Raw genomic sequence first — 17,987 nt, forward strand, 5'->3', positions numbered from 1 at the left:
GATGCTCGTCATCGCCAGCATCTTGTTCTACGGGCGTTAGAGTCCTTGTTTGCGCGTGATCTTTCCGGAAAACCGGCTCGCACTTTTCCGGATCATGCGCGCAGCGTTTTCGTCATTCCGGGGTGGCTCTCGCACAGGCCAGGCCCAGAATACCCGTTCCAGGCTCGGTCCTCCGGACCGCCCCCGAATGACGAAGCCCGCTCCATGGTCCCCACTATTTCGTCCTGGCAAAGAACGGCACGAGCTTGCCGGCAAAGGGTCTGAAGCTCGCGATGACCGAATCGCCGATCGCAAGGTCATTCTCCCCGTGAGCCATCATGCGAAAACCTTCGGCGCAATCGACCAGCAGGATGTTGTAGGGCACGTGCGCCCGCGTCTCGGGCGCGGCGGCGCGGCAGACCAGCGAGGCCGCGTAGACCCTGCCCTTGCCGCTGGCGCGCAGCACGCGGAGATCCGATTCTCCGCACGCCGCGCAGAAGGCCCGATGGAAATACTGCACGTGCCCGCATGAGGTGCAGGCCTGGTAAGTGATGGCCTCTTCGCCTTTGGTCCAGTCCGCCGGAGGCTCACTCATCGCACCCGCTCCAGGAACATGCTCACATGCGACGACAGCACGCCGCCGTCGCCATGCAGCAGCGCGATCGAGGCATCGCGCACCTGGCGGGCAGCCGCCCGCCCCGTCATCTGCAAATGCGCCTCGACCAGATGCGCCATGGCGCCGCCGACGCCGCAATGGCCGTAGCTGAGCAGGCCGCCATGGGTGTTCAGCGGCATCGCGCCGTCGCGGCCGAAATGACCTGAGCGCACGCGGGCCGCGGCTTCGCCGCGACCGGCAAGGCCGAGGTCTTCCAGCAGCATGGCGAGCGTGATCGTGAAACTGTCGTAGATCGCGGCGTAGCGCACGTCGGAGATCGTAACGCCGCAAGCCTCCCTGCCGCGCGCGATGGAGATCTCGGCGCCGAGCTCGTGAAGCGCGGGCGCCGCCGTGACATGCTGATGGGTATGCGCCTGGGCGCAGCCGCGGATGCGCACGCCCGCTTCTCCGGTCCGCTCGCGGCTGATGACGAAGGCCGCGCCACCGTCGGACACCGGGCAGCAATCGAGCAGCTTGAGCGGCATCGCCACCGGCTTCGAGGCCATGACGTCGGCGACCGTGATGGGATCGCGGAATTGCGCGCCGGGATGGGTGCAGGCGTGGCTGCGCATCAGCACCGCGAACTCGGCGAGATCCTGTTCGGTCACGCCGTATTCGTGCATGTATCTGCTGGCGACGAGGCCGTAATAGGCGGGAATGGTCGGACCTAACGGCACCTCGTAGTCGGGATGGCCGACCTGTGCCAGCGCCTGGATCGAGGCATCGCGGCTCTGCCCGGTGAGGCGGTTCTCGCCGGCGACGACGAGCACGTGGCGCGCCACGCCTGACGTGACGAGGTGATGCGCCAGCATCGTCATCGCGAGCCCCGTGGCGCCGCCGACCTGCACGGCGTGAGCGTAGGCAGGGCGGATGCCGAAATGCTCGGCGAACACGGTCGCCAGCATGATGTGGGGCGAGACGGTGGAATAGCCGCAAAGAATGCCGTCGATGTCCGAACGCTTCAGCCCGGCATCGTCGAGCGCGGCTTGCGCCGCTTTGCTCATCAGGTCCAGCGAGGACGAGCCCTCGTGCTTGCCGAACGACGTGAGGCCGACGCCGGTGACGAAGCTCATGCTCTCTCTCCGCTGTCATTCCGGGGCGGTCCGAAGGACCGAGCCCGGAATCCATCGCGCCGCGTGTGCGGAGGATGGATGGATTCCGGGCTCGCGACTTCGTCGCGCCCCGGAATGACGGATGAGAGAGTCGTCTTACATATCGTCATTCCCTACTCCGGCGCCGACCGCGTCGCGCCATCGCGGACCATGGCGGCGATCTCGTCAGCGGAATAGCCGATCTCGCGCAAAATCTCCTCGCCGTGCTCGTTCAGCCGCGGCGCCAGCCGCACCGGCTCGGCCTCGGTCTCCGACCAGGTTGCCGTCACCTTCATGCTGCGGATCGGACCTTCCGTCGGATGGGTCACGACCGGAAAGAAATTCGTCGCCTCCAGATGCGGATCGTGCAGGATCGAGGCAAGGTCATGCATCGGCATCACGGGCACGTCGGCCTTCGTCAGCAGCTCGATCCATTCGGCCGTGCTGCGCGTCTCGAAGATGCGCGCGAGCTCGGCATAGACGACGTCGATGTTGGCGGCACGTCCCGCGAAGGTCGCGAATTTGGGATCGGCGCGCAGGTCGTCGCGCGCCGTCGCCTTGAAGAAGTTCTCCCACTGCTTGTCGTTGTAGACGATGACGCTGAGATAGCCGTCCGAGGTCTTGTAGGGCCTGCGGTCGCGCGACAAGTGGCGGGCATAGCCGCCCTTGTCGAGCGGCGGCTCGTAAGTGAGGCCGCCCATGTGGTCGCCCATGACGAAGCCGGCCATGGTCTCGAACATCGGGACGTCGACGCGCTGGCCGCGGCCGGTGCGGTCGCGGTGCACCAGGCTGGCGCAGATCGCCCCGACGGCGGTGAGACCGACGATGCGGTCGACCAGCGCGTTCGGCACGTAGCGCGGCACGCCGTCGCCGGTCTGCGCCATCAACGCCGGCAACGCGGTGGCCCCCTGGATCAGGTCGTCATAGGCGGGCTTTGCGGCATAGGGCCCGTCCTGGCCGAATCCGAACACGCCGGCATAGACGAGACGCGGATTGATGGCGGACACGACATCGTAGCCGAGCTGAAGCCGCGCCATCGCCTGCGGACGGACGTTGTAGACGAGGACGTCGGCGTCCTTCAGCAGCCGCAGCACGGCCTCGCGGCCGGCAGGCTTTTTCAGATCGAGGCAGATCGAGCGCTTGCTGCGGTTGGTGTTGAGGAATACCGGGCCCATGCCGGCGTGGCGCATCGGGCCGATCAGGCGGGTGACGTCGCCGTCGAGCGATTCCACCTTGATGACGTCGGCCCCGTAGTCCCCGAGCATCTGGGTCGCATAGGGCCCCATCAGCACGGTGGTCATGTCGATGACCTTGATGCCCTTCAGCGGCCCCATCGTTCGCTCCCGATTGCGCAGGGGCTCAAGGCGCGGCCCCGCGATTTCGGTCCAGCTAAAGGCAGCGAGGCCGTGCGTGCAAGGGCGGCCGGCGTATGGCCGCATGCGCCGCGCGGCGATACCGGCCGCTATTTCTTCTGGCGGGATTCGCGGATCTTGAGCAGCCGGTCGAGTTCGTCGTTCTGCTGGTTGATCCGGTCGGCGATGCGCGACTCGCTCTGCTCGCCCGAGGCGGCCGCGGCCTGCTCGATCAGCTGGCGGATATTGTCCTCGAGGATCGCGATGCGATCGTTGAGTGCGTCGAGGGAGAGAGAGTCTTCGTAGTCGTTGCTCATGATGCGCGTCTCGCCAATCAATCAGGAGCCGGAGGGTGGGCCAAGCGAAGCGGGCCTACCATGATCTAACGCAAGGAAAGGGTGGGCACGGCGCTTACGCGCCTTTGCCCACCCTACGAGAGCCTACTTCAGCGGCTCCAGGATGGAGACATAGTTGGCGACCGCGGCCCCGCCCATGTTGAAAATGCCGCCGAGCTTGGCATTGTTGAGCTGCATGCCCTCGGGCGCCTGGCCTGCGAGCTGCATCGCGGTCATCACGTGCATGGAGACGCCGGTGGCGCCGATCGGATGGCCCTTGGCCTTCAGACCGCCGGACGGGTTGACCGGCAGCTTGCCGTCCTTGAGCGTCCAGCCTTCCTTGATGGCGCGGGCGCCCTGCCCCTTCGGCGTCAGGCCCATCGCTTCGTACTCGATCAGCTCGGCGACGGTAAAGCAGTCGTGGGTTTCGACGAAGGAGAGATCGGACAGCGTCACCCCCGCCTTCTCCAGCGCGCGCTGCCAGGCGACGGTGCAGCCCTCGAACTGAAGGATGTCGCGCTTGCTCATCGGCAGGAAGTCCTGGGCGTGCGCGGTGGCGCGGAAGCCGATCGACTTGGCCATGCCCTTGGCGGTCTCGGCATCGGCCAGAACCAGCGCCGCGGCGCCGTCGGAGACCAGCGAGCAGTCGGTGCGCTTCAGGGGGCCGGCGACGTAAGGATTCTTCTCGCTCTCGGCGCGGCAGAAGTCGAAGCCGAAATCCTTGCGCATCTGGGCGAAGGGATTGGCGACGCCGTTCTTGTGGTTCTTGGCGGCGATCAGCGCCAGCGCATCGGACTGGTCGCCGTATTTCTGGAAGTAGGAGCTGGCGATCTTGCCGAACACGCCGGCAAAGCCGCCGACGGTGTCACCGTCCTCGGGCAGATAGGAGGCCTTGAGCAGGTTCTTGCCGATCTCCGCGCTGGGGGTGCGGGTCATCTGCTCGACGCCGACGACCAACACGATCTTGGCGGCGCCTGCGGCAATCGCGCGCAGGCCCTGATGCACGGCGGCGGAGCCCGTGGCACAGGCGTTCTCGACGCGGGTCGCCGGCTTGAAGCGCAGCTTCGGATCGGCCTGGAGCACCAGCGAGGCGGTAAAGTCCTGCGGCGAGAAGCCGGCGTTGAAATGGCCGAGCACGATCTCGTCGACATCCCCGGCCGAAATGCCGGCATCCGCCATCGCCTCATTGGCTACACGGATAACCAGGCTTTCGACGGTTTCGGTGTCGAACTTGCCGAACGGCGTATGCGCCCATCCGACGATGCTGGCGGTCATGATGTTCTCTCCCTGGGGGTCTTGTCCTGAGCTAAGTCTTAGCCCAGGGATGGCAAGACTTCACGCGGCTTTCAGGGCTTTCAGGGTGCGCTGGCAGATGGCTGTTATGCCGGCCCAGTTCCCGGCCCTGATCTCCGCCGTCGGGCAAAGCCAGGAACCGCCGACCGCGACCACGTTGGGCTCGGCGAGCCAGCTCGCCGCATTGGCCTCACCGATGCCGCCGGTCGGGCAGAACCGCACGTTCGGGAACGGCCCGCCGAGCGAGCGCAGGCCCTTGATGCCGCCGGCCTGCTCGGCCGGGAAGAATTTTGCCACGTCGAAGCCGTGCGCCAGCGCCATCATCAGCTCGGACGCCGTGGCGATGCCCGGCGCGAACGGCAGGGAGCTATGGGTGGCGGCCTTGAGAAGGTCGGGGGTCAGGCCCGGGCTGATGCCGAACGCGACGCCGAGCTTCTCGACACGGGTGAAGTCGGCCGGATTGAGGATCGTGCCGATGCCGACGACCGCCTCGGGCACTTCGGCCATCATCGCCCGCGCCGCCTCGATCGCAACGGGGGTGCGCAGGGTCACCTCCAGCGTGCGGACGCCGCCGGCGACCAGCGCACGCGCCAGCGGCACGGCGTCCTGGATGCGCTCGATGGTGAGGACGGGAATGACGGTCGCGTCCCTGAACAGCGCGACGAGGTGGTTCTGTTGGGCAGTCGTGGGCATAGGATCTCGATTCACTTGGTCGCTTGACGCGTGGCCGCCGGCCGGTGCCGCTTCTTCGGCGGCATGGCATAGCCCGGAATGATGGCGCCGGGATAGCAGATCACGAGGCTGGCGAGGCGATGCCCGGCCTGGGCAGCCTCGACCGGATCGGAACCGGCGAGCCGGGCGGCAATGTAGGCGGCAGCAAAGCTGTCGCCGGCCGCCGTGGTGTCGACGACCGGCTTGGACATCGGTTCGGCGCGGACCTCGCTCGTGCCGCCGGGGAAGCGCAGCAGGCTGACCGGCTCGGCGAGGCGGAATACCAGCTCGGGCGCCGGGATGCGCGCCATCAACTGGTGGTTGCTCTCGCCGGGATAGAGCGCGAGCAGGTCCTCGGTCGAGGTCAGCACGATGTCGGCGGTCGCGAAGGCTGCGGCAAAGACCTCCCGCGCGACGTCGCGGTCCGGCCATCCCCGCGCGCGGAAATTGGTGTCGAACACGAAGCGGGTGCCGAGCAGGCGCGCGCGCTTGATCGCGGCGAACAGGCGCTCGCGCCCCGGCGCATCGTAGATCGAGAGCGTGATCGCCGAGAGATAGACGATGTCGTAGCTCATCAGCGAATTGAGCAGCTCGTCGGTCTCCGGCAGATTCATCAGCTGGCGCGCCGCCGCGCTGTCGCGCCAGTGAAAGAACTGGCGCTCGCCCTTCGCATCCGTCTGGATCATGTAGAGGCCGGGCAACTTGCCCGCCAGCCGCACGACACGCCGCGTGCCGACACCTTCCGTCGTCAAGGCCGCGATCATCTCGTCGCTGAGGGCATCGTCGCCGAGCGCGGTGAGATAGTCGACCTTGATTTCGAGCCGCGCCAGATAGACGGCGGTGTTGAGGGTATCACCGCCGAAGCCGCGCGAATAAAGCCCGCCCCCCTGCCCGGCAGACGCCCCGCCCTGGGCCTGCCGGAGCTCGACCATGCATTCGCCGATGCAAGCAACGCTCGCCATCACCAGGACCCGCTCAGTCAGCGATCAGGCGACGAAATTGCCGCCGAGCTCGTCTTCGATGTGAATTCGGATGATGTCGTCGAAGGTCTTCTCGGCGGTGGTGAAGCCGAGTTCGAGCGCCCGCTTTGGGTTGAAATTGCGCGGCCAGCCACCGACGATGCCGACGATGAAGGGATCGGGCTCGCGCTTGATGCGGGCAGCGACCTTCTCGCCGGCAACGCGCTTCAGGGCCGCGATCTGCTCGCCGACCGTGGCCGAAAGTCCCGGCATGGTCAGGTTGCGGCGCGGGCCGACCGCAGCGAGATCCATGGTGCCGGCATGGAGCAGGAAGCCGACGGCCGAGCGCGGCGTGGCATGCCAGTGGCGGACGTCCTCGGAAACCGGGAGCACCGCTTCCTTGCCGGCCAGCGGCTCGCGCAGGATGTTGGAGAAGAAGCCGGAGGCCGCCTTGTTGGGCAGGCCGGGCCGGATGCAGATGGTCGGCAGGCGGATGCCGATGCCGTCGAGGAAGCCGCGGCGCGAATAGTCGGCCAGCAGGAGTTCGCCGATCGCCTTCTGGGTGCCGTAGCTGAGCAGCGGGGTGTGGAAGAACTCGTCGCCGATTGCATCCGGAAACGGCGCGCCGAACACCGCGATCGAGGACGTGAAGACGACGCGCGGCTTGTAGCCGCCGCCAACCAGCCTGACGGCATCGAGCAGCATCCGCGTGCCGTCCAGATTGATGCGGTAACCCTTGTCGAAATCGAGCTCGGCTTCGCCGGAGACGATGGCGGCGAGATGGAAGATCACGTCGGGGCGGCCGGCGATCAGCTTTTCGGCCGCGCCCGGCACGGCGAAATCGCCCGACACGGTCTCGACGGGGAAACCGGCCTTCTCCGGCTTCTTCGGCTCCACCACATCATGCATGGTCAGTTTGGTGATGTCGCTCTTGCCGAGCCGACCGTCGCGCAGCAGCCGTTCACAGAGTTTGCGGCCGACCATGCCGGCGGCGCCCAGAACCAGAATGTGCAAGAGCTCAACTCCTTGTCATTGGCCGGAGCGCGCCGCTCCTGGCGCGCTCTTAAGCAGCCCGGCGGTCATTCCTTCACGGCGCCGGTCATCGCGGACACATAATGCTCCACGAAGAAGGCGTAAAGGATGACGAGCGGCAACGAGCCGGCCAGGGCTCCCGCCATCAGCGAGCCCCAGCGGTAGATGTCGCCGTCCACGAACTCGTTGACGATCGCGACCGGCACCGTCTTGTTGCTGGTCGATTGCAGGAACGTCAACGCGTAGATGAACTCGTTCCAGCACAGCGTGAAGCAGAAGATGAAGGCCGAGATCAGGCCGGGAATGGCGAGCGGCAGCACGATCTTGATCAGGATCTGCCAGCGGCTCGCCCCGTCGATCAGCGCGCATTCCTCGAGTTCGAACGGGATGGTCTTGAAATAGCCCATCAAGAGCCAGGTCGAGAACGGGATCAGGATGGTCGGGTAGGTCAGGATCAGCGCCAGCGGCGAATCGAACAGGCCGTACTGAAACACGACGGTGGCGAGCGGGATGAACAGGATCGAGGGCGGCACCAGATAGGCGAGGAAGATCAGCCCGCCGACCAGATTGGCACCCTTGTAGCGCAAGCGCACGATCGCGTAGGCCGCAAACACCGATGCGACGATCGAGAGAATGGTGGCGCAGATCGCCACGTACATCGTGTTCCAGAGCCAGTACGGATAGTAGCTCTCGAACAGCAGCTTGTGGAAGTGCTTGAAGGTCGGATTCCAGGTCCAGAATGGGTTGAACCTGTCGAGATCGAGCAACTGATCGTCCGGCTTCACCGAGGTCAGCGCCATCCAGTAGAACGGAAACAGGAGGACCACGACGATGATCGTGAGCGGCAGATACAGCGTCACGAGCCGGCGCGGCACCGACTGCAGATAGCTCATGCCCTCGCTGTTATCGACGCGCGCGGACGCCGACAGGACGGACTTGAGATCGACTTTCGAGGCAGGAAGATCAGTCATTGTTCTCTCCCTGTTGCCACTTGCGGCGCTGCAGGCCGAACCAGGACACCATGATCGCAGCGAGCAGGAACGGAATCATGGCGCTGGAGATCGCCGCGCCCTCGCCGAGCTGCCCGGCGATGATCGCGCGCTGATAGGACAGCGTCGCCATCAGATGGGTGGCGTTGACCGGGCCGCCGCGCGTCATCGCCCAGATCAGCTGGAAGTCGGTGAAGGTGAACAGCACCGAGAAGGTCATCACGACGGCGATGATCGGGGTCAGCAGCGGATAGGTGATGTAGCGGAAATTCTGCCAGCGCGTGGCGCCGTCGAGCGTCGCGGCTTCGTAGAGCGACGGCGACACCGTCTGCAGGCCGGCGAGCAGCGTGATCGCCACGAACGGCACGCCGCGCCAGATATTGGCGAAGATCACGCAAATGCGCGCCCAGGTCGTGTCGCCGAGGAAATTGATGTTCTGATTGATCACACCGAGATGCTTCAGAGACCAGGAGATGATGGAGAATTGAGAGTCGAAGATCCACCAGAACGCCAATGCCGAGAGCACCGTCGGCACGATGAAGGGGATCAGGACCATCGCGCGAAGCATCGCCTTGAACGGCATGTTCTCGTTCAGCAGCAGCGCGAGATAGAGGCCGATCGCGAATTTGAGGGCACTGGCGACGAAGGTGTAGAGCAGCGTGTTGAACACCGACAGCCAGAAGATGGAATCGTCCCACAGCCACTCATAGTTCTCGGTGCCGACGAAGTGCCCGACCCTGCCGATGCGGGTGTCGGTGAAGGACAGCCAGATGCCGAGCCCCAGCGGATAGGCCAGGAAGAAGATCAGGAACGCCATGGCCGGCACCATGAACCAGAAGCCGAGCCAGTTGCGGTTGTGTTTAAGCTGGGTCCAGGCGCCGCCCTCGCTCATCGAAGGCTTGGCCCGGGGAATTGCGACATCAGCCATGCCCGATATCCCTGATCGAAATGTTGATGGGCGGGCGGCCCAAGAGCGCCCGCCCCGTGACCGTCAGCGATAGATGCGCTTCAACTGGCGCTCGGCTTCAGCCATCGCGCCCTTCGTATCCTTGGCGCCGGTGCAGTAATTGGCGAACATGTCGACGACGATGAAATCGGCAATCGCGGTCGCCGCCTTCTCACCGACCGTGCCGATGCCGGACGCCGGCAGCGTGCGCTTGGAGGCCTGCGAGAACACGGCGTTCTTGGGATCGGCCGTCCAGACCGGCGCCGATTCATAGGCGTTCAAGGTCTGCTGCAGATAGCCTTGCGCGCCATCCAGCCACTTCTCGTAGTTCTCCTTCTCCAGCATGAAGGCGACGAAGGCCTTCGCCGCGTTCGGATATTTGGTGAAGTTGAAGGCGAGGATCGGCAGCGTAAGCTGCAGCTCGCTCGGCTTGCCGACCGGTCCGACCGGCCAGAGCGCGTGATGGGTGTCCTCGGCAAGCTCCTTCTTGCTGGGATCGGTCTTGGCGGCGACGTAGATCGAGATGCCGTTGGCCGTGCAATAGAGCTCGCCGGCGAGGAACGCCTTGTTGTTGGAGGAATCGTTCCAGGACGCCGTGCCCGGGATGAAGTTCTCGTACAGCGCCTTGCAATACTCCAGCGCCTTCGCCGTCTCCGGCGAATTGATGATGACCTTGTCGCTCTGGTCGACCGTGTAGGCGCCGTGCCCCCACAGCACCCAGTGCAGCCACGAATTGGCGTCGCCCGAGGCGTGACCGAGCGCGAAGCCGGCCGGCGTGTTGTTGGCCTTCAGCGCCTTGCACATATCGAGGAAGCCGGGGAAGTCCTTCGGGAATTCCTTGAAGCCGGCCTTGTCGAGCGCCGACTTGCGGTAGGTCATGTAACCGCCATTGGTCGCGACGGGAATGCCGAGCCAGTCGTCGCCGAGCTTGCAGGTCTTGGCCGCCGCATCGGTCCAGCCGCCGTATTTCTTGCCGAGATAATCGGCGACGTCGTTCATCTTCAGCACTTTGGTCGGGAACAGCTGCGGCAGCGTGTGCAGGCCCCAGGCGAGGTCGAGCCCCGAGCCGGTATTGGCCGCAACCGAGGCCTTCGGCTGCACGTCCTCGAAGGATTCGCTGAAGACGTTCATTTCGGTGCCGGTCGCAGCCTTGAACGCTGCCACCATCTGGTTGAACGCATCGTCTTCCGCAGGCACGAAGCGCTTCCAGCGCATCACGGTCAGCTTGGCGCCCGCCTCCGGCTTCCAGGGCGCGCTCTGCGCCCAGGCCTTGGCGAAGTCGAACAGCGCCGGCCCGGTGAGCATGCCGGTCGCAGCCAGTGCCGTTCCGCCTTGAAGCAGCGTCCGGCGGGTAAAGTCTTGCATGTCGTCCTCCCTGTGATGCTTTTTATTGTCTTAAGTAAAACTCACACTACGCGTTCAGGCGTTTTCCTGTCGCTTCGTCGAACAAGTGCACCAGTGACGGGTCGGGCTTCAGCCGGATCTTGTCGCCCGGGTTGAACTGGTGACGCTCGCGGAAGACCGCAACGACCTGCTCGCCGCCGATCTTGGCGAATACCTGCGTCTCCGAGCCCGTCGGCTCGACCACGATGATTTCCGCTTCGGCGCCGTCGTCGGCGATGGTGAAATGCTCGGGCCGCACGCCGTACACCGCAGGACGGCCGTCGGACGCCGCGGGCGCGGTCTTGAGCGGCAGCTTGACGCCGTTCGGCCCCTCGAAGGTCGCGACACCGTTGACGCGCACATGCCCCTTCAGGAAGTTCATCGCGGGCGAGCCGATGAAGCCGGCGACGAACTGGTTGTCGGGCTTGTCGTACAGCTCGAGCGGCGTACCCATCTGCTCGACGATACCGTCATGCATGACGACGATCTTGTCGGCCATGGTCATGGCCTCGATCTGGTCGTGGGTGACGTAGACGGTCGTCGTCTTCAGCCGCTGGTGCAGCTCCTTGATCTCCGTGCGCATGGCGACGCGCAGCTTGGCGTCGAGGTTCGACAAGGGCTCGTCGAATAGGAAGACCTGCGGGTCGCGCACGATGGCGCGGCCCATCGCGACGCGCTGGCGCTGGCCGCCGGAGAGCTGGCGCGGGTAGCGATCGAGCAGCGGCGCCAGCGCGAGGATCTCGGCGGCGCGCTTGACGCGCTTGTTGATCTCGTCGGCGCTCGCATTCCGCAGCTTGAGCGAGAAGCCCATATTGTCGGCAACGGTCATGTGCGGATAGAGCGCGTAGTTCTGGAACACCATCGCAATGTCCCGCTCCTTGGGCTGGACATTGTTGACGACGCGGTCGCCGATCGAGATCGTGCCGGAGGTGATGTTCTCGAGACCGGCGAGCATGCGCAGAAGCGTCGACTTGCCGCAGCCGGAGGGGCCGACCAGGACGACGAACTGCCCATCTTCGATCGGTACGGTCACGCCGTGCAGGACTTCAAAGTTGCCGAACGATTTCCGCACGTCGCGGATTTGCACAGACGACATCTAGCTCCCTCCTCGATAGTCCACGACGCCCCTGGCGCCGCGACCGTCTTGTTTTTTCAGACTTCGCCGAACGAAGCCCGACCGTAGCGGGCAACATTGTCGGCAGTTTGTGCGGTTTTGGCAATTTGTCTTTGGTTAGTCGCTGCTGGTAGCGCTGTCAACGTTCCTTTGTTTGCGGGACTGACTGTGTTAAGAGCAGCAAATGGGTCGAAAACGCACCAAGTCAGGCAAAATCCGGCTGGCGGAAGTCGCCGAGCTTGCCGGCGTCAGCCCGATTACGGCGTCACGCTTCTTTCGTAATCCGGAAGCCCTGTCGGTGGCCAAGCGGACGCGGGTGGAGAGCGCCGCCAAGGAGCTCGGCTACGTCCCGAACCTTGCGGCACGCGCACTGGCCTCGCAACGCACCGAGGTCATCGGTGTCTTGATCCCCTCTCTCACCAACAACGTGTTCTCGGACGTGCTGCGCGGCATCTACGACGCATCCGAAGGCAGCCGCTACTCGATCCAGCTGTCCAACACGCGCTACAGCATTCTCCAGGAAGAGAAGCTGCTGCGCCTGTTTCTGGCGCAGAAGCCGGCCGGGCTGATCGTCACCGGGATCGACCAGACCACGGAATCGCGCGCCATGCTGGAGGCCGCCGACTGTCCGATCGTGCAGATCATGGAGATCGGCCCCGATCCGGTCGACATGATGATCGGCTTTTCGCACTATGATGCGGCCCGCGCGGCGGTTGCGCACCTGTTCGACCAAGCCCGCCGCAAGATCGGCTTCATCGGTGCGCGCATGGATCCCAGGGTGCAGCGGCGGCTGGACGGATATGTCTCGGCCATGAAGGACGCTGCATTGTTCGAGCAGCGCCTCGTCGTCACCACCGCGACACCGACCTCGGTGACACTCGGCTGCGCCCTGTTCGCCGATCTCCTGGCGCGGGAGCCCGACCTCGACGCGGTGTTCTGCGCCAATGACGACCTCGCGCTCGGCGTGCTGTTCGAATGCCGCCGCCGCGAGATCGCGGTCCCCGACCGGATCGCAATCGTCGGCTTCAACGACCTCGAATTCATGGCGTCCGCCGTCCCCACCCTCACCAGCGTGCGCACCAACCGCTACGAGATGGGCAACACGGCCGCCACCATGCTGATCGAGGCGATCGACGGACGCCGCCCCGAGCAGCCGGTGCTCGATCTCGGCTTCAAGGTCATCGAGCGGCAAAGCTCGTCGTCGCGTCATTCGGACAGCAGGCCGGTCGCTTCCGGCGCGCCTGCGGCGAACAAAATGGTAGCGTTACCAAGCGCTCATGACTAGTATCGGATTTGTGAGGAAACGACCCGCCAGCGGGCCAGCGATCCATCATTCGCGCCGTTGGGCATCGCACAAGCCGAGACCCCGGGACGGACGCCAGTGCGTTTGCATTGCAGGAGAAACCAATGACAAAGAAACCAACCAATGGGCACGCACCCGCCGGCAACGGCTCGCGACGCCATCTTCGCTCGCAGGAATGGTTCAACAACCCGCATAATCCGGGCATGACCGCGCTCTACATGGAGCGCTATCTCAATTACGGCCTCACCCGCGCCGAGCTGCAATCCGGCAAGCCGATCATCGGCATCGCCCAGACCGGCAACGACCTCTCGCCCTGCAACCGCCACCATATCGAGCTGGCCCATCGGGTCCGCGAGGGCATCCGCGAGGCCGGCGGCATTGCGATGGAATTCCCGACCCATCCGATCCAGGAGACCGGCAAGCGCCCGACCGCGGCGCTCGACCGCAACCTCGCCTATCTCGGCCTGGTCGAGATCCTCTACGGCTATCCGCTCGACGGCGTCGTGCTCACCACCGGCTGCGACAAGACCACGCCGGCCTGCATGATGGCGGCGGCGACCGTGAACCTGCCCGCGATCGTGCTGTCGGGCGGCCCGATGCTGAACGGCTGGCATGCCGGCGAGCGCACCGGCTCCGGCACCATCGTCTGGAAGTCGCGCGAGCGGCTCGCCGCGGGCGAGATCGACTATGAAGAGTTCATGGAGATCGTGGCCTCCTCCGCGCCCTCGGTCGGGCATTGCAACACCATGGGCACCGCCTCGACCATGAACGGGCTCGCCGAAGCGCTCGGCTTCTCGCTGCCGGGCTGCGCGGCCATTCCCGCCCCCTATCGCGAGCGCGGCCAGATCGCCTACGAGACGGGAAAACGCATCGTCGAGATGGTCTGGGAGGACCTCAAGCCTTCGGACATCCTGACCCGCAAGGCGTTCGAGAACTGCATCGTGATCAATTCGGCGATCGGCGGCTCGACCAACGCGCCGATCCACATCAATGCGCTGGCCCGCCACATCGGCGTCGAGCTCACGATCGAGGACTGGCAGAAGGTCGGCCACGACGTGCCGCTCCTGGTCAACATGCAGCCGGCGGGCTTCTATCTCGGCGAGGAATTCCACCGCGCCGGCGGCGTGCCGGCCGTGGTGCGCGAATTGATGAAGCACAAGCGCATCCATGAGGACGCCGTCACGGTCAACGGCCGCGGCATCGGCGAGAACTGCGCCAATGCGCCAAAGCCCGACAACGACGTGATCTGGGCCTACGACAAGCCGCTGGTGAAGGACGCCGGCTTCCTGGTGCTGAAGGGCAATCTGTTCGATTCCGCGATCATGAAGACCTCCGTGATCTCCAAGGAATTCCGCGACCGCTATCTCAACAACCCGAAGGACCTCAACGCCTTCGAGGGCCGCGCCATCGTGTTCGAAGGTCCGGAGGACTATCACGCGCGGATCGACGATCCCTCGCTCGACATCGACGAGCGCTGCGTGCTGTTCATCCGCGGCACCGGCCCGATCGGCTATCCCGGCGGCGCCGAAGTTGTGAACATGCAGCCGCCGGCGGCGCTGATCAAACGCGGCATCCTGTCCCTGCCCTGCATCGGCGACGGCCGCCAGTCCGGCACCTCGGGCTCGCCCTCGATCCTGAACGCCTCGCCGGAAGCCGCGGCCAATGGCGGCCTTGCGATCCTCAGGACCGGCGACAAGGTCCGCATCGACCTCAACAAGGGCAGCGCCAACATCCTGATCTCGGACGAGGAGCTGAAGAAGCGCCACGCCGAGCTGAAGGCCAGCGGCGGCTTCAAGCATCCGCCGAACCAGACGCCGTGGCAGGAGATCTATCGCAATACCGTCGGCCAGCAATCGACCGGCGCCTGCATGGAGCTCGCCACGCGCTACCAGAACGTCGCCGGCACATTTGGCGTGGCGCGGGATAATCACTGACAGCCACACGTCATTGCGAGCAAAGCGAAGCAATCCAGAGATTTGTCCACGGAGACAGCCTGGATTGCTTCGTCGCAAGCGCTCCTCGCAGTGACGGCGGATAGATGACAACCAAGAAGGAGAAAAACAGCATGGCAGACCGCCTTAAGGGCAAACGCGCCGTCGTCACGGCTGCAGCCGCCGGCATCGGCCGCGCCTGCGCCATCGCATTCGCGCGTGAGGGCGCAACCGTCATTGCCACCGACATCAACGAGGCCGGCATCGCCGGCCTGACCAAGGAAGGCATCGCCGAGGTCGCAAAGCTCGACGTCCGCAACACCGCCGACGTCAACGCCTTTGCGAAGCGCGTCGGCAAGATCGACATCCTGCTCAATGCGGCGGGCTTCGTGCACCACGGCACCATCCTGGAATGCTCGGAGGAGGACTTCGATTTCTCGTTCGACCTCAACGTCAAGTCGATGCACCGGACCATCAAGGCGTTCCTGCCCGACATGATCGCGGGCGGCGGCGGCAGCATCGTCAACATCTCGTCCTGCGCGGCCTTGAGGCCGCCCGCCAACCGCTACGTCTACAGCTCGTCGAAGGCCGCGGTGTCGCTGCTGTCGCGCGCGGTGGCGCTCGATTTCATCACCAAGGGCATCCGCTGCAACTCGATCTGCCCCGGCACCGTCGAGACCCCCTCGATGCTCGACCGAGCCGCCACGCAGGGACCGCAGGGCAAGGAGATGTTCATCTCACGCCAGAAGATGGGCCGGCTCGGCACCGCCGAGGAGATCGCATCCATGGCGGTCTATCTCGGCAGCGACGAGAGCGCCTTCACCACCGGCGTCGACCTCGTCGTCGACGGCGGCTACATGCTCTGACGCCAGAGGCCTGCGGCATGAACAAGATTGATCTCAACGGGCGCGTTGCCGTCGTCACCGGCGGCGCGCAGGGCTTTGGCCGCGCCATCACCGAGCGTTTTGTCGCCTCCGGCGCCAAGGTCGCGATCTGGGATTTCGATGCGGCGCTGGCTGAGAAGACCGCAAAGGAGATCGGCGACAACGCCCGGGTGTTCAAGGTCGACGTCACCGACACCGCGGCCGTCGAGCAGGCCCGCGATGCGACGCTCAAGGCCTTCGGCAAGATCGACATCCTCGTCAACAATGCCGGCATCGCCGGAATCAACAAGCCGGTGTGGGAGACCGATCTCGAGGAATGGCGCAAGGTGCTGCGCATCAATCTCGACGGCCCCTTCATCGTCTGCAAGGCGATCGTGCCTGCGATGCTCGAGCAGAAATACGGGCGCATCGTCAACATCGCCTCCATCGCCGGCAAGGAAGGCAATCCGAACGCGGCGCATTATTCGGCGTCCAAGGCCGGTCTGATCGCGCTGACGAAGTCGCTCGGCAAGGAGCTCGCGGCGCACGACATCCTCGTCAACGCGGTGACCCCGGCGGCGGCGAAGACCGCGATCTTCGACCAGATGACGCAGCAGCATATCGACTTCATGCTGTCGAAGATCCCGAAGGGGCGTTTCGTGCTGGTGGAAGAGCTGGCTGCGATGGTGAGCTGGCTGGCGTCGGAAGATTGCGCGTTCTCGACCGGGGCGGTATTCGATATCTCGGGCGGACGGGCGACCTATTGAGGATATCATGATACGGGAAGGCGGATGCCTGTGCGGCGCGGTGCGGTTCAAGGCGGAGGGCGAGCCGCTCAATGTCCGCATCTGCCATTGCCGCATCTGCCAGAAGGCGATGGGCTCGCCCTTCTTCGCCCGGGCGCAGTTCGACCAGCGTGCGCTGACCGTCGACGGCGACACGGAGCGTTACCCGTCATCGGAGAACATCGACCGTGTGTTCTGCAAGCGCTGCGGCACGCGCCTGTTCGCCTGGCGGCGTAATGGCACGCTGGCGGGGGTGGCGCTTGCGACGTTCGACGACCGCAACGCCTTTGCGCCGACCGAGCACATCTGGGTGTCGGAAAAGCTCGCCTGGCTGAAGCTCGACGACGGCTTGATCCAGTATCAGACCACGATCCCCGCGTGAGTTTGCCGCCGGCACGGCGGCGCCGGGGCGATCATTTGCAGCGTGGCATTTCGGAACCGGCGCCCCTATGTTGAGCCGAAGCGTTGCTGCACCGCCGGTTTGGCTGGGACGGCTGCAAGGCCGCTTTCGAACCGGGACCAACGGCTGTGAACATCTCGTTCTATGATCTTTCCGTCTGGGCGCTGCCACTGCTGCTCGCCATCACCTTTCATGAGGCTGCGCACGCCTTTGTCGCGGACCGGCTCGGCGACAACACGGCCGCGCAGCTCGGGCGGGTCAGCTTCAATCCCGTCAGGCACATCGACCCCTTCGGCACCCTGATCCTGCCGGCGATGCTGTTGTTCGCGCATTCGCCGTTCCTGTTCGGCTACGCCAAGCCGGTGCCGGTGAACTTCCGCAAGCTGAACAACCCGAGGCTCGACATGGTCTGGGTGGCGCTGGCGGGGCCTGCCACCAACATCCTGCTGGCGCTCGCCGCCGCCTTGGCTTTTCATGCCCTGCCTCTGGTGCCGGCGAGTGCGGCGAAATGGGTCGCCGACAACCTCAAGAATGCACTCATCATCAACGCGATCCTGGCCGTCTTCAACATGATGCCGATCCCGCCCCTCGATGGCGGGCGCGTCGCGGTCGGGCTGTTGCCCCGCCCCCTTGCCTTGCCCCTCGCCCGTCTCGAGCCGTTCGGTATGCTGATCCTGATCGGGCTGTTGATTTTGCTGCCCCTTGCAGGTTCCCAGTTCGGTCTAAATCTTGATGTTATTTCAGCAATACTGCGGACGTTGACCGGTTATGTGATTCAGGCTGTTCTCTTCCTGACCGGCAACGCGTAGTTGAAGTGCGACACCGAACACAGGCCGAAGGGCCAGAGGCCGACTTGGTCAAAGCTG

The 17,987-nt window shown here is 64.9% G+C and carries 18 protein-coding genes; 6 read left to right on the plus strand and 12 right to left on the minus strand.

The window, feature by feature from the left end:
• Window positions 1-214 precede the first annotated feature (214 nt).
• The 12 genes from E4K64_RS12785 to E4K64_RS12840 all read right to left on the minus strand — a co-directional run bounded on the left by E4K64_RS12785 (window position 215) and on the right by E4K64_RS12840 (window position 11,821).
• Window positions 215-574: a Zn-ribbon domain-containing OB-fold protein gene (locus E4K64_RS12785; protein ID WP_135163823.1), complete on the minus strand. Its 360-nt coding sequence runs from the start codon at window positions 572-574 to the stop codon at window positions 215-217.
• Entirely contained in the window at window positions 571-1,707 is a 1,137-nt protein-coding gene (locus tag E4K64_RS12790) for a thiolase family protein (protein ID WP_135163824.1), read from the minus strand. Before E4K64_RS12790 ends, E4K64_RS12785 begins: the two co-directional genes overlap by 4 nt.
• A gap of 152 nt (window positions 1,708-1,859) precedes the next feature.
• Window positions 1,860-3,059, minus strand: a complete 1,200-nt coding sequence (locus E4K64_RS12795; RefSeq protein WP_135163825.1) for a CaiB/BaiF CoA transferase family protein — start codon at window positions 3,057-3,059, stop codon at window positions 1,860-1,862.
• Window positions 3,060-3,187: 128 nt separating this feature from the next.
• Entirely contained in the window at window positions 3,188-3,394 is a 207-nt protein-coding gene (locus E4K64_RS12800; protein ID WP_135163826.1) for a hypothetical protein, read from the minus strand.
• A gap of 123 nt (window positions 3,395-3,517) precedes the next feature.
• Window positions 3,518-4,687 carry an acetyl-CoA acetyltransferase gene (locus E4K64_RS12805; RefSeq protein WP_135163827.1) on the minus strand — a complete coding sequence of 390 codons (1,170 nt, stop codon included), beginning with the start codon at window positions 4,685-4,687 and terminating at the stop codon, window positions 3,518-3,520.
• 60 nt (window positions 4,688-4,747) lie between these two features.
• Complete coding sequence (gene eda, locus E4K64_RS12810) at window positions 4,748-5,398, minus strand: bifunctional 4-hydroxy-2-oxoglutarate aldolase/2-dehydro-3-deoxy-phosphogluconate aldolase (protein ID WP_126261146.1); 651 nt, start codon at window positions 5,396-5,398, stop codon at window positions 4,748-4,750.
• 11 nt (window positions 5,399-5,409) lie between these two features.
• On the minus strand, window positions 5,410-6,378 hold the full coding sequence (locus E4K64_RS12815; protein WP_135163828.1) for a sugar kinase: 969 nt from the start codon (window positions 6,376-6,378) through the stop codon (window positions 5,410-5,412).
• A 24-nt stretch (window positions 6,379-6,402) separates the two neighbouring features.
• On the minus strand, window positions 6,403-7,389 hold the full coding sequence (gene denD / locus E4K64_RS12820) for a D-erythronate dehydrogenase (protein WP_135163829.1): 987 nt from the start codon (window positions 7,387-7,389) through the stop codon (window positions 6,403-6,405).
• 65 nt (window positions 7,390-7,454) lie between these two features.
• Complete coding sequence (locus E4K64_RS12825) at window positions 7,455-8,378, minus strand: carbohydrate ABC transporter permease (RefSeq protein ID WP_135163830.1); 924 nt, start codon at window positions 8,376-8,378, stop codon at window positions 7,455-7,457.
• A complete protein-coding gene (locus tag E4K64_RS12830; RefSeq protein ID WP_167771986.1) occupies window positions 8,371-9,288 on the minus strand; it encodes a carbohydrate ABC transporter permease in 918 nt (305 codons plus the stop codon). The genes E4K64_RS12825 and E4K64_RS12830 overlap by 8 nt, the downstream gene beginning before the upstream one ends.
• 99 nt (window positions 9,289-9,387) lie before the next feature.
• A complete protein-coding gene (locus E4K64_RS12835; protein WP_135163832.1) occupies window positions 9,388-10,707 on the minus strand; it encodes an ABC transporter substrate-binding protein in 1,320 nt (439 codons plus the stop codon).
• A gap of 46 nt (window positions 10,708-10,753) precedes the next feature.
• A complete protein-coding gene (locus E4K64_RS12840) occupies window positions 10,754-11,821 on the minus strand; it encodes an ABC transporter ATP-binding protein (RefSeq protein WP_135163833.1) in 1,068 nt (355 codons plus the stop codon).
• 202 nt (window positions 11,822-12,023) lie between these two features.
• On the opposite strand from E4K64_RS12840, the gene gntR reads away from it, so the two are divergent.
• The 6 genes from gntR (at window position 12,024) to E4K64_RS12870 (ending at window position 17,930) form a co-directional block, all read left to right on the plus strand.
• A complete protein-coding gene (gene gntR / locus E4K64_RS12845; RefSeq protein ID WP_135163834.1) occupies window positions 12,024-13,124 on the plus strand; it encodes an HTH-type transcriptional regulator GntR in 1,101 nt (366 codons plus the stop codon).
• A 122-nt stretch (window positions 13,125-13,246) separates the two neighbouring features.
• The gene (locus tag E4K64_RS12850) at window positions 13,247-15,076 is read left to right on the plus strand and encodes an IlvD/Edd family dehydratase (protein WP_126261154.1); all 1,830 of its coding nucleotides are present in this window, start codon (window positions 13,247-13,249) and stop codon (window positions 15,074-15,076) included.
• Window positions 15,077-15,207: 131 nt separating this feature from the next.
• On the plus strand, window positions 15,208-15,939 hold the full coding sequence (locus tag E4K64_RS12855) for an SDR family oxidoreductase (RefSeq protein WP_167771972.1): 732 nt from the start codon (window positions 15,208-15,210) through the stop codon (window positions 15,937-15,939).
• A 17-nt stretch (window positions 15,940-15,956) separates the two neighbouring features.
• Window positions 15,957-16,703 carry an SDR family NAD(P)-dependent oxidoreductase gene (locus tag E4K64_RS12860; RefSeq protein WP_135163836.1) on the plus strand — a complete coding sequence of 249 codons (747 nt, stop codon included), beginning with the start codon at window positions 15,957-15,959 and terminating at the stop codon, window positions 16,701-16,703.
• Between the two features lie 7 nt (window positions 16,704-16,710).
• Window positions 16,711-17,103, plus strand: coding sequence for a GFA family protein (locus tag E4K64_RS12865; protein ID WP_135163837.1), 393 nt, complete (start codon window positions 16,711-16,713; stop codon window positions 17,101-17,103).
• Between the two features lie 146 nt (window positions 17,104-17,249).
• Window positions 17,250-17,930 (plus strand): site-2 protease family protein, encoded by a 681-nt coding sequence (locus tag E4K64_RS12870; protein ID WP_135163838.1) that lies wholly within the window; start codon window positions 17,250-17,252, stop codon window positions 17,928-17,930.
• The last annotated feature ends 57 nt before the right edge of the window (window positions 17,931-17,987 follow it).

Origin of the sequence: Bradyrhizobium frederickii (assembly GCF_004570865.1) — a bacterium.
Classification (GTDB): domain Bacteria; phylum Pseudomonadota; class Alphaproteobacteria; order Rhizobiales; family Xanthobacteraceae; genus Bradyrhizobium; species Bradyrhizobium frederickii.